Origin of the sequence: [Clostridium] aerotolerans DSM 5434 (genome assembly GCF_000687555.1) — a bacterium.
Classification (GTDB): domain Bacteria; phylum Bacillota; class Clostridia; order Lachnospirales; family Lachnospiraceae; genus Lacrimispora; species Lacrimispora aerotolerans.
This window is the reverse complement of sequence record NZ_JHWJ01000008.1, coordinates 16142-28677: the sequence shown is the minus strand read 5'-3', so window position 1 is coordinate 28677 and position 12536 is coordinate 16142. Positions and strand designations below refer to the sequence as shown.

Sequence of the window (12536 nt, the reverse complement as noted above, 5' to 3'; positions counted from 1 at the left end):
TCCTTAAGATGAAGGTGATAATCTCGCCTTCATCTTTTTTACAATCAGTAAGGGAATAGTCTTATATGTCAGTGTTTCACTTTTTAAAATGAAGGTTTATAGTTTTATTTATAAACCATTTTTGTTTGACAAACAAAGAGCATAGAAATATAATAGTGTACAATTACCTGAAGGCAGCATCTTTTGGTGAATCATGGATTTGGAAGGGAGCATAACTATGTATGATTTAGGAACTGTTGTATTAGAAACGAATCGGCTAATCTTACGACCATTCTGTTTGACTGACGCAGAAGATATGCACCGGAACTGGGCGAGCAATCCCAATGTGACGAAATTCCTTGGCTGGCCGCTTCATGATTCCCCCAAAGATTCCGAAAAAATCATTGCAGACTGGATCGAGAACTACAAAGATGTAAGATATTATGAATGGTGCATCGAGTATAAGGGAAATCATCAGGCCGTTGGAAGTATTGGAGTAGTGAATCGGAATGAAAACACAAAGTCCGTTGAGATCGGGTACTGTATCGGAGAAGATTATTGGTTTCAAGGTATTACTGCGGAAGCCTTAAGAGAAATCGTCCGCTTTCTCTTTGAAGAGGTGGGCGTGAACCGTATCGAGGCCAGACACGATACAAAGAATCCCAATTCCGGTAAGGTCATGAAAAAGGCAGGCTTACGGTACGAAGGCACGCTCATTGAGGCAGGCTTTAATAACATTGGTATCTGCGATCTTTCCATACTGGGACTGACAAGACGTATGTACGATGCCAGTGGTATGGCCTCAGTCAATAAAAACTATTAAAATCTATATTTAAAATGAATTCAGATAAATTTAAATAGATATGCAAACAGAGAAGAGAGGGAATGATCCATGAAGAACCCGCTGAATTATCAGGTGACGGAGTACGACTGCGGCCCCACCACATTGTTTAATGCTATGAGCTTTTTGTTCAAGCGAGAGGAAGTGCCCCCTGATATCATGAAACATATCATGCTTTATTGCCTTGATGCTTATAACGTAAAAGGGGAATTTGGGAAAAATGGTACCTCCCGAATGGCTATGATGTTTTTAAGTGAATGGTTCAACCAGTTTGGTAAGGTGAAGAAGTTTCCCATACACAGTGAATATTTAACCGGCAAAGAGGTATATATGGGAGAGAACAGCAAAATCATGTATGCGCTGCAGCAGGGCGGGGCTGTGGTGGCGCGGGTCATGTATGGGTGCTGGCATTATGTTCTGATTACAGGAGCCGATGAAAAGCAGGTGTATTTGTTTGACCCTTATTTTAGGAAAAAGCCATTTCATCAGCCGGATATAAAGCTGATCACAGATATGCCATGCAGCAGAAACCGCAGTGTTACCTGGGACATGGTAAACAGCACAGGAAAAAATCCTTACGCCCTTGGTCCATTGGAAATAAGAGAGGCAACCATAATCTTTAACCGGGAGACACAGAAAAAGGCGGCGGATACCATCGAGTATTTTATTTAAATAAAGGACGAATAATGAGAGTTCTGCAGGTCCAATCACATGGAATGCAGGACTCTTTTTTTATTGCTGCTACAATGGCGAATTCAAGGTATAATAAAGATAATAATATTTTTAAAAATAATTTGTAACGAACCGAAGGATTTTGGCACTTATTAACGGAAAGGATGAGTGACATGGATTCAATGGATGAAATATACCGCAAGCATTCCAAGATGATTTATTATTATCTGCTGTCAAAAGTAAATGATCCTGACCTTGCGGAGGAATTGACCCAGGAGACCTTTTATCAGGCTCTGAAAAGCTTTCATACCTTTGAAGGAAGAAGCAGTGTGTCCACCTGGCTGTGCGGCATTTCAGTCCATGTCTATCAGATGTGGTGCCGAAAGCAAAAATATACGGTGGAGCTTGATACAGCGGCGGAAGCCTTAAAGGATGAGCCGCTTGAGAAAACTGTTTTTCTGGAATGGGACAGCAAGGAGATATTAAAGCACCTTCATTCCTTAAAAGACCCCATGAGAGAAGTGATGTATCTAAGGCTCATAGGAAATCTTTCCTTTCAGGATATCGGAGAGATCATGGAGAAAAGTGAGAACTGGGCAAGAGTAAATTTTTACAGAGGGAAAGAAAAAATCATTGAGGAGGTAAGAAAAAATGAGAAATGACATACCGTGTGAAGTCATAGAAGATCTGCTTCCATTGTATGCAGATGAATTGACGCAGGAAAAAACCAATGAAACCATAAAAGAACATTTGGAAGGTTGCGAAAGCTGCCGGATTAAATATGAAAATATGACGGGACAGATGGGAACGAAAGACATCAAAGAGGAGGTACCTAGAAAAGAGATAGATTACTTGAAAAAAATCAGGCGGAAAAACCGAAATAAAATCGTATTAGCTGCCGTTACGACTATGTTTCTTGGGGCATCCGTTGTGTTATTTAAATTTTTTATCTTAGGTTTTCCTGTAGAGAATTACCAGACAGTAGCAGAGGCAGCAGGAGGAAGGCTTAAGATATCTGGAGAAATAAACGATGAGAACCAGGCGTTTAAAGGGTATGAGATTAAAAATGGAACGTTGATCATTTATGGAACTCGTGCTTCCTTCTTAAATTTAAACAGGCAATTTACCATGGATTATGACTTAAAGCTGGGAGATATTTTTGTGAACGGAGAGCTGGTTAAGTCAGATGGAACCATAATATCAAAGAAAGCCATGGAACTTTTTAAACACAAAAACCCATACATTGGTGGGATGCCAAAGAATTCAGCCCTTGCAGGTATCCTGGAGATTTATCAGAATCTGGGGAGCTTTACCAATGAGCTTCAGACAACCACTGAGCCTTATGGGTGGACGCTTCATTTTGAGCAGGAGATACTGCCTGCCAATCAGCTGAAATTTGATTCTATGATGGAATCTTATGCGGCGGCCTTACTTTCCCTCATTGAAAACTGTGGCGAAATTACATGGACCTATGGAAGCGGCGGTCAGATGGTAACAAAGACCTATACACTGCAGGATGCGGATAAAAGGCTTGGACAGGATGTCAAATCATTCTCTGCCAGCCCGGAGCGGGTTCAGGAGCTTTTAGACCTTCTTAATATCAAATAAAACACTGTTTTTTCATCAAAGAGTGTGGATGAATGGTATAGCATGGATGGAAAAAAGGTATTATAATGATGTTGTACTAACAATGTCTGAGTTCACACGAGGTACAACATTGGAGAGATATAATAGCATACATGCGGGAGGTATTTTATGCAGACATTTAAAGAGTTGTATGAAAGTACGGTCAGATCAGTTTTAGATGATGGTTCGGTATCACCGGAGGCAGGCAATTATGATCCTTATCATTTGGATTGTCTGTTAAATCCGGAAAAGCACCCCATTGTAATCCGGACCGGTAAATGTAATTGTTCCAAGGACGAAAAATGCGATTGTCTGGAGCGGTGTCCATTTGGGGCTCTTAGTATGGGAAAAGACGGCGTGGAAGTAGACCCTGAGCTTTGTCTGGGGTGTGATAACTGTATTGAAGGCTGTGCCAGAGAAAAGCTTACGGCCAGCACGGATATTATTCCTGCCCTAAAGGCAATCAGAGGTTCCAAGGGACTTGTTTATGCCATGATTGCACCGGCATTCTTAGGCCAGTTTACAAACGATGTAACGCCGGGAAAGCTTAGAAATGCACTCAAGGAAGTTGGCTTTGATGGAATGCTGGAAGTTGCTTTGTTTGCAGACATTCTCACCTTAAAAGAAGCCCTTGAATTTGATAAGAACATTGTAAATGACGGAGACTTTCAGCTGACCAGCTGCTGCTGCCCCATGTGGATCGGAATGATCCGCAAGGTCTATCACCAGCTTCTTCCCCATGTTCCAGGCTCTGTATCCCCTATGGTAGCTTGTGCCAATGTGGTAAAAGCACTTCACCCAGATGCCATGACCGTATTTATCGGCCCTTGTCTAGCCAAGAAGGCAGAGGCGAGGGAAAAGGATCTGGTGGGCGCTGTCGATTATGTACTTACCTTCCAGGAAGTGAAAAATATATTTGATGCCCTGGGAATTGATCCGGCTGACATGGAAGAAAGTGAGAAAGACCACTCCTCAAGAGCCGGTAGAATCTATGCCAGAAAAGGTGGTGTCAGCGAGGCGGTAGAGCTTACAGTAAAAGCCATTGACCCGGAGAAAAAGACGAAGATCATCACAAAAAGAGCGGATGGAGTTCCAGCTTGTAAGAAAATGATTCAGGATATCATGGAGGGCAATATTGAAGCCAACTTCTATGAAGGAATGGGCTGTGTGGGAGGCTGTGTAGGTGGACCCAGGTCCATTCTTGATGTGGAACACGGTACTAAGCTGGTCAATGAATATGGAAAGAATGCCACCTATCAGCACCCGGCGGAAAATCCTTACGTCATTGAACTGTTACACCGTTTGAACCTGGATACCATTGAAAGTCTTTTAGAAGAGACCGATTTATTCAGCCGAAACATTACCTGATGATAAAAATATAGATATTAAGGTGCCGCCAATCGCTGATGGACAGCTGCTTGGCGGCACCTTGTTTTTTTAGGGGATTTCGGCCCTGACATTATGACAAATAAACCTCTCGTCTATTTGGAGATATCTAAAAACCGTTCCGTATATAAATTGATCTGATCCTCAATCTGAATGATGCCAGGCATGTCAAAGAGACGTTTGTATTCTTCAGACGTTATTTCAAAAACATGTCCCTCTTTCACGGCGTTCAGACTTTTCCATACACCATTGTTATATAATTCCTGAGTTGAATTATCTGGATGCATGATTACGATATAGTCAGCATCAACATAATCTGGAAGTGTTTCTAAAGAGAATTGCAGATAGTATTCGTCACCATCAATAATCTTTGTCTGTATGATATCGGTTGCCTTGAATCCTAACAGTCTGAAAAGAACATCTCCGCCCCTGCCAAGTTTATCTCCATAAGAATACATATCACCAGAGGCAGTGTATTGAATGACAGAGACTTTTTTTCCATAGATTCCTGCATCCTTTAACTCATTTATGCTTTCTTCCAGGACATTGTTATATTCACCTATTTGTTCTTTGGCTTTTTCCAGGCGGTTAGAAGCTTCCCCCACAAACAATTGCTTTTCTGTCATGGTTGCGTTGTCTTCAAAGGTTACGGTTGGGGCGATTTTTCTGCAGCGCTCAATGTCTTTTTCTGCACCGGGATAGTTGGAGGCAATAATCAGGTCGGGTTCCAAAGCCATCAAAGCTTCCCAATTGTAATGATCAGAAAAATAAGTAAGTTCATAACGGTCCTTCATATCAATGGCATCAGCCGATAAATTCTCTAAAATTTGACTGCACTGAATGCCTACAATCTTCTTTGGATTTGCTGGAATCTCTACATCGCCTAATACCGTATGCATGATTCTGGTATTGGTATTTGCTTCTTCTGATTCTGACAGTTTTTCAACTGCGGCAGAGGTGGATTTTGATTCCCCGCCTCCTATATTGGCTGGGGCGGGACTGCAAGCAGTAAGCAGAAGCATAAGAGACACCACCCCCGCGGCAATCGCTTTGCCGGTCATTTGTTTATACATGAAACGTACTCCTTCTGTTTTGAGTTTGTCCAGACTAACTAGACTTTGCTCATTATAAAGGATAGGAAAGGAATATCCAATTGTGTTATCTTTCAAATGAGAGTGCGTAATCTGGCGGTAAGCCTTGGGGGATACTCTGGTGTTCTTCAAAAATATCCGGTAAAAGTTATGTTCATCGGAAAATCCACAGTGTTCGCTGATTTCACGAATGGAGGCAGTACTGGTTGTAAGCCACTCCTTTGCAGCCGTTAAACGGGCAGCAATTATGTATTCCTGTGGAGTTCTTCCTGTTTTTTTCTTGAAATTCCGATAAAAGCTGCTATAGCTTGTTCCAAGCATGATGCACATATCCTGAATGGAAACCGGCTCCTTGTAATGCCTGTCTAAATATCTTTTTGCCGTTGTAATGATATCCGTTTCCAATAGAAACACACCATCCTCGCTGAGCAGCTGGCAGACCTCCAATACGAACTGGTAAAATGCAGTTTTTCCATACATTGCATTAAGAGGGGAGGGATTGTTAAAACGCTCATACATGTTGCGCAGATGTTCCATAAAGAAAAGCGGGTTTGGCGGTGCAAAGCCATATTGGTGCAGCAACGGATTGGTATTCCATTCTAAGGACTCCTCAGCCTGATATAGCAGTATGTAATATTCCAGCCAGTCATCGGCTGAATAAACAGAGAGTGAAGCTCCTTTTACCCAATGAAAAAGTCCAAAACGTTCTATGGTATAGGCAGTTTCATTGAGAAGAATCTCTGCCTTAGGGCCGCTGGCAAAAAGAAATCCATTGGCAGGCAGACGATAGTCACTCATAGATTTATGGGGCGGGATGAGATCATGACGAACCTCAAGGAGGGAAACAGACCCACGACTCCATGTCCGGATCGCCTGTTCCAAATTATTCTTAGTAAAAGGTATTTTGTCCCTGTCCATCATTACGTCAATTCCTCATGAGATATAATAGTTAGTCAACACTAACAATTATATCAAAGAATAGAAATATGTACAACACGTTAAGATGGAATACTTCCACTTATTCTATCTTGCATTTCCCCTTGTAAAAATGTAATATAATAAGGTATACATGGACGAGATCCGATATTTAAGGAAAGGGAATGGGTATGACAACAGGCAGAATGAATCAGCTGGTAACAATGGTGAACTTATGCAGCAGTGTAGTGGAAGGAATCGAACACCTAATGACCAATCAGGGGAATGAACGGCTGAAGGAGGATACTGTCTTAAGTCTTATGACGCTGGTGGGTAATTTAAAGAAGTTGAAAGCGGACGGATCAGTCATCCATGAGACCAGATGGATGGCAGAAATTATAAAGAACTGGTTGTTTGCTTATGACCGTGAATTCAAGGACAGACTTTATCGGTGGTATTTCTCCACTTTAAAAGAGATACGAAATCTAATGGCAGAGGAACTGGAAATCTGCCCTATTTGTTCAGGAAAAGGCGAGCCCCATTACAGCGCCCTGCTTTATATGGAAGGAGATGGCGAGGAAGAGACTGTCTCAAAGCCGGTACGCATCTTTATGAAATGTCAGGAGTGCGGAAATTATTATCTTTCAAAGGACGAAAGCAGTCTTGTAAAGGAATATAGGGAGCACAGCCGTACAAAGGTTGGCTGTGAAAGGCTTTTTAAGGATATAAACACCTTTTCTCCCGATGGCACATTGCTGTTTATTGGAGACAAAAAGAGTCAATTATACAAAGAGGCAGAAAAGACAGGATATGCCTTACAGGCAGTTTCCCTGGAAGAATACCAGGATCAAAAAGAGAATGGTACATATTCAGTGGTAATTCTGGATCATATCCCAAAGACAAGGGATATCAGGTCCGTTTTAATAAAGGCTGCAGAAAGTCTTGCAGAGGACGGGGTTTTATGGTTTGATGGCCCGGATCTTGATAAGACCCTTAGCAGTCTTGAAAAAAAGGGAACCCCTATCTGGAAGAGAGAGGCTTCCGAGGTTTGTTTTACAGAAGAGGGAATGGAGATTCTGGCCCAGTCCTGCGGGCTTTCCATTAAATCCTACCGCCGGGTGGGAACCGCCTGGGGTCGTATTGAAGTCATTGCCAAAAAAACAGTCTGAAAGAAGGAATGAAATATGGGTCATCTGACAGCCAGGGATGCTTATTTAAATCTAAGTGACCGCATTAACTGGTTTACACAAGGAGCGCCTAAGTCAGAGACGCTTTATAAAATTCTTCAGGTTTTGTACACGGAAAAAGAGGCTAAATGGGTCTCACTTCTTCCAGTACGTCCATTTACGGCAAAAAAGGCCGCTAAAATCTGGGGAACCACAGAGTTTCGTGCAGAAAAGCTTTTGGAGCATTTATGTGAAAAGGCATTGCTGGTAGATTCCTGGCACGAAGGAGTCCGCAAGTTTGTAATGCCGCCGCCAATGGCCGGATTCATCGAATTCGCACTCATGAGAACAAGAGGGGACATTGACCAGAAATACTTAAGCGAGCTTTACTATCAATACATGCATGTAGAAGAAGACTTTATCAAAGACCTGTTCTTTGCTACAGAAACAAAGCTGGGACGGGTCTATGTTCAGGAGCCGGTGCTGACCAATGATAAGACGAACCACATCCTGGACTATGAAAGAGCCACACATATCATTGAAGAAGCAGAACACATCGGCCTTGGCCTCTGTTACTGCCGTCACAAGATGTCCCATGCCGGACACCCCTGTGAAATAAACGCTCCCTGGGACGTCTGCCTGACCTTTGACAATGTGGCAAGGTCCTTATCAGAGCATGGAGAATATGCAAGGCTGATATCAAAGGAAGAGGCTCTCGACGCCCTTCAGAGGTCCTATGAAAGCAACCTGGTTCAGATCGGGGAGAATGTAAGGGAGCATCCGGCCTTTATATGCAATTGCTGCGGCTGCTGCTGTGAAGCACTCCAGGCGGCCAGAAGATTCAGCCCTATGCAGCCGGTTGCAACTACCAACTACATTCCTCACATAGAAAGTGAGAGCTGTGTAGGCTGCGGAAAATGTGCCAAAGTCTGTCCTGTGCTTGCCATATCCATGGAAGCGAAGGAAGATGGGAAAAAACGTGCCGTACTGGACGAGGAGATTTGTTTAGGCTGCGGAGTCTGTGCCAGAAACTGTAATTTTAAAAGCATTGAGATGAAGCAAAGGCCAAAGCACATCATTACTCCCGTAAACAGCACCCACCGTTTTGTGCTTCAGGCCATTGAAAAGGGCACCCTGCAAAATCTTGTTTTTGACAACCAGGCATTTGCAAACCATAGGGCAATGGCAGCCTTATTTGCAGCCATTTTAAAGCTTCCTCCCATGAAGCAGGCGCTGGCGAGCAAGCAGTTTAAATCCATTTATCTGGACCGGTTGATTTCCCATTACAGCAAATATCCGTCAGCCAAAGATTGATCAGAAGAAAAAGGAAGCGATAACGTGTTTGATAAATTAACGGAAAATGATATCAACAAAATGAAGGAAGAAATCGAGCATCGGAAGCTGGTGGTCCGAAAGGAAGCTCTGGAGGCGGTAAAAGAGGCAAGAGCCCATGGAGACCTTAGCGAGAACTTTGAATATCATGCTGCCAAAAAGGACAAGAACCAGAATGAAAGCAGAATCCGGTATTTAGAGCGGATGATAAAGACGGCTCAGGTGATAACCGATGATTCCAAGGAAGATGAAATCGGACTATACAATACGGTGGACTTATATTTTGAAGACGATGACGAGGTGGAAACCTATAAATTAGTCACTACAGTTCGGGGAAATTCCATCAAAGGACTGATCAGCTCGGAGTCCCCCTTAGGAAGGGCAGTGATGGGCCATAAGGTAGGCGACCGTATCTATGTGAAAATCAGCGACAAGGCCGGCTATTATGTGGTGGTCAAACGACTGGAAAATACGAAAGACGATGGCAGCGACCAGTTAAGAAGCTACTAGCTGCCAAGGGGATACCAACATGATGAAAGATATGACAAAAGGAAATATCCCTTCTCAGCTCATCGGATTTTCCATACCTCTTGTTCTTGGAAATTTGTTTCAGCTCACTTACAATGCCGTAGACTCCATTGTGGTGGGAAAGTTTGCAGGCGAGAAGGCTCTGGCAGCCGTGGGAACTGGAAATCCTGTCATGAACATCGTGATACTGGGGATTACAGGAATCTGCATCGGAGCCTCTGTCTTAATGAGCGAGTTTTACGGAGCCGGGAAACATGACAGATTAAAGAAGGAGGTTTCCACCATCCTCTTGTTTGGCACCTATTTTTCCCTGGCTATTGCGGTGCTTGGATTTGTCTTTTCTGGAGGGATTCTTCGACTTTTGCAGGTGCCGGAGGAAATACTGGGAGATGCGGTCACTTATTTAAGAGTTATATTTCTTGGAATGCCCTTCACCTTTTTTTATAATGCTGTGGCCTCGGCATTAAGGAGCGTGGGAGATTCAAAGACCCCCGTCCGTTTTCTGGCATTTGCTTCCGTTTTAAATGGGGTGCTTGATTTGCTTCTTGTAGGAGTTTTTGGTATGAGTGTGTTCGGTGCCGCTCTTTCTACTGTGATTGCAGAGGCAGCGTCTGCTGGTCTTTGTATCTGGCACGTGTATCGCAAGGTTCCCCTTTTAAGGCTTCGGAGACAGGATTTTCACATGGACCGGGACTTATTATGGCTGACTCTTCGCCATGGCTCTATTACTGCGTTGCAGCAATCCTGCCAGCCCATTGGAAAGCTGCTCATTCAAGGCATGATCAATCCTCTGGGAGTCAGCACCATTGCAGCCTTTAATGCGGTGAACCGGGTGGATGACTTTGCATTTACTCCGGAGCAGAGCATTGCCAGCGGCATGATGACCTTTATTGCCCAAAACCGGGGAGCCGGAAATAAGGAGCGGGTAAAAAAGGGGTTTCGGTATGGACTTCTCATCGAGTTTGGTTACTGGGTGATTATCTGTGTTGTAATTCTTCTATTAAAAGAACCTGTGATGAAGCTCTTTGTATCAGAGGGAGACACCGGTATGGTGCCTTTGGGAACGGAATACTTAGGGTTAATGGCATTCTTTTATCTCATGCCTGCATTTACCAACGGACTGCAGGGATTTTTCAGGGGAATGGGCGACATGGCCATTACTCTTATTTCCACTCTGATTCAGATTTCTGTCAGAGTAGTAGGTGTGGCGCTTTTTGTTCCGTCCATGGGACTGAAAGGCGTTGCATATGCCTGTCTTGTGGGCTGGAGCTGTATGTTACTTGCTGAGGTTCCTTATTATTTCTGGTATAAAAAAAGGAACACATTACTACAGGAGAAAATAGATGATTAAAAACATTGTATTTGACATGGGAAGAGTTCTCGTTGATTACGAAGGGGATAAAGTCTGCAAGATTTTTATTGAGGATGAGAGGGAGCGAAGAGCAGTAGCTGCTTCCGTATTTGATTCACAGGAATGGCTGCTCCTTGATATGGGCCTTTTGTCGGAAGAGGAAGCCTTAAAGAGAATGCAGTCCCGCCTGGACACGGATCATGCCAAAGAAATGGCGGCCCTTTGTTTTCACCACTGGCATGAATACAATATGCAGCCCAAGGAGGAAATGGGAAAGGTAGTGGCTGAGTTAAAGAATCAGGGCTATGGAATCTATCTTTGCTCCAACGCTTCCGTAAGGCTTCTTACCTGCTATGAGATGATTCCTGGAATCAAACTTTTTGACGGAATCCTTTTTTCTGCAGAAGTAAAATGCTTAAAGCCTCAAAAGGAAATGTACCAGCATCTCTTTGACCGTTTTAACCTAAAGCCGGAGGAATGCTTTTTTATTGATGACCTTCCAATGAACATTGAGGGTGCCAGGGCTTGCGGAATGGACGGATACTGCTTTTCAGATGGAAATGTGGAACGGCTTAGAGAATTTCTGTCCCAGTTAAATAATAACCAGGGACCCAGATCTTAGACAGGAGATACATATCATGTACCGGATTCAGATAAACCATATGGACCTGGACCAGATCGCACGGTCCGGCCAGTGCTTCCGCTTTGAGAGGAAAAATGAGCCGGGAGACATCTTTTCCATTGCTGCGGCAGAACATTATGTAGAGGCAGCAAAAGAAGAGGATACCTTCCTTTTTTCCTGCACCGAAGAGGAATTTCACCAGTTTTGGGCCGGATATTTTGACCTGGAGGCGGATTATGGTAGTTATAAAAGCCATGTGGCTTCGGATGATACATACTTAAAAGAAGCAGTCAAATGGGGCTGGGGAGTCAGGATATTGCAGCAGGACCTTTGGGAAATTCTCATTACCTTTATCATTTCCCAAAACAACAACATCACCCGGATTCGAAACAGCGTGTCAAAGCTTTGTACCCATTTTGGAGAAGAAAAAAAGGGGAAGGGCCTGGTCCTTCTTACTGATGGAAGCTATGGGGAAGAAGAGCGTCTCTATCATGCATTTCCAACTCCTGAGGCAATCAAAGCAGCTGGATTAAACGGACTTGCTCCTTTATCCCTTGGCTACCGGGACAAATATATTCTTTCCGCATCGGAGTTTGCCAGTGAGCCGGAGGGAAAAGCATGGCTTATGGAGCTTTTGGAAGCAGATTACAAGAAGGCCCATGAAATGCTGTTGAAGCAGTATGGCATCGGGAAAAAAGTAGCGGACTGTGTCTGCCTTTTTGGCCTGCATCATGTAGGTGCCTTTCCTATTGATACTCATGTAAAGCAGATTTTAGAAAGCCATTATCCTCAGGGCTTTCCTCTGGAACGGTATCAGGGGTATGCAGGGATTTTGCAGCAGTATATGTTCTATTATAAATTAAACCACGTGAAGACCGGAGAGTCTGTTCCATCTTTATAAGCAGCTGGACACTATCTGGTATTTATCAATGACAAAGGAGCTGATGCATCAGGTGATTTAAAAATCATCAGTGCGCAGCTCCTTTGTCATTTCTATTTGCCAAGAAGATAATTATTTTTTTGACGA

The 12536-nt window shown here is 43.5% G+C and carries 12 protein-coding genes; 11 read left to right on the top strand and 1 reads right to left on the bottom strand.

Features of this window, described 5'->3' with window-relative positions; all coding sequences use genetic code 11:
* Positions 1-217: 217 nt before the first annotated feature.
* From T546_RS23475 to T546_RS0112125, 5 genes are all read left to right on the top strand, one after another.
* The gene (locus T546_RS23475) at positions 218-802 is read left to right on the top strand and encodes a GNAT family N-acetyltransferase (protein WP_051629795.1); all 585 of its coding nucleotides are present in this window, start codon (positions 218-220) and stop codon (positions 800-802) included.
* Between the two features lie 69 nt (positions 803-871).
* Positions 872-1492, top strand: coding sequence for a peptidase C39 (locus tag T546_RS0112140; RefSeq protein WP_026891851.1), 621 nt, complete (start codon positions 872-874; stop codon positions 1490-1492).
* Between the two features lie 173 nt (positions 1493-1665).
* Positions 1666-2154, top strand: a complete 489-nt coding sequence (locus tag T546_RS0112135; RefSeq protein ID WP_026891850.1) for an RNA polymerase sigma factor — start codon at positions 1666-1668, stop codon at positions 2152-2154.
* The gene (locus T546_RS0112130) at positions 2144-3100 is read left to right on the top strand and encodes a DUF4825 domain-containing protein (RefSeq protein WP_026891849.1); all 957 of its coding nucleotides are present in this window, start codon (positions 2144-2146) and stop codon (positions 3098-3100) included. The genes T546_RS0112135 and T546_RS0112130 overlap by 11 nt, the downstream gene beginning before the upstream one ends.
* Positions 3101-3247: 147 nt before the next feature.
* A complete protein-coding gene (locus tag T546_RS0112125) occupies positions 3248-4486 on the top strand; it encodes a [Fe-Fe] hydrogenase large subunit C-terminal domain-containing protein (RefSeq protein WP_026891848.1) in 1239 nt (412 codons plus the stop codon).
* Positions 4487-4599: 113 nt separating this feature from the next.
* Here T546_RS0112125 and T546_RS0112120 read toward each other — a convergent pair whose 3' ends face one another.
* Positions 4600-6516: an AraC family transcriptional regulator gene (locus T546_RS0112120; protein WP_026891847.1), complete on the bottom strand. Its 1917-nt coding sequence runs from the start codon at positions 6514-6516 to the stop codon at positions 4600-4602.
* 185 nt (positions 6517-6701) lie between these two features.
* On the opposite strand from T546_RS0112120, the gene T546_RS0112115 reads away from it, so the two are divergent.
* From T546_RS0112115 to T546_RS0112090, 6 genes are read left to right on the top strand one after another with little or no spacing between them, the layout of a single operon-like run.
* Positions 6702-7679 (top strand): hypothetical protein, encoded by a 978-nt coding sequence (locus tag T546_RS0112115; RefSeq protein ID WP_156951332.1) that lies wholly within the window; start codon positions 6702-6704, stop codon positions 7677-7679.
* 15 nt (positions 7680-7694) lie between these two features.
* Positions 7695-8990 carry a 4Fe-4S dicluster domain-containing protein gene (locus tag T546_RS0112110; protein WP_026891845.1) on the top strand — a complete coding sequence of 432 codons (1296 nt, stop codon included), beginning with the start codon at positions 7695-7697 and terminating at the stop codon, positions 8988-8990.
* A 24-nt stretch (positions 8991-9014) separates the two neighbouring features.
* Positions 9015-9518 carry a GreA/GreB family elongation factor gene (locus tag T546_RS0112105; RefSeq protein ID WP_026891844.1) on the top strand — a complete coding sequence of 168 codons (504 nt, stop codon included), beginning with the start codon at positions 9015-9017 and terminating at the stop codon, positions 9516-9518.
* Positions 9519-9537: 19 nt separating this feature from the next.
* Positions 9538-10887, top strand: a complete 1350-nt coding sequence (locus tag T546_RS0112100) for an MATE family efflux transporter (protein ID WP_026891843.1) — start codon at positions 9538-9540, stop codon at positions 10885-10887.
* Positions 10880-11509, top strand: a complete 630-nt coding sequence (locus tag T546_RS0112095) for an HAD family hydrolase (RefSeq protein WP_026891842.1) — start codon at positions 10880-10882, stop codon at positions 11507-11509. Before T546_RS0112100 ends, T546_RS0112095 begins: the two co-directional genes overlap by 8 nt.
* A gap of 16 nt (positions 11510-11525) precedes the next feature.
* Positions 11526-12410: a DNA glycosylase gene (locus tag T546_RS0112090; RefSeq protein WP_026891841.1), complete on the top strand. Its 885-nt coding sequence runs from the start codon at positions 11526-11528 to the stop codon at positions 12408-12410.
* The last annotated feature ends 126 nt before the right edge of the window (positions 12411-12536 follow it).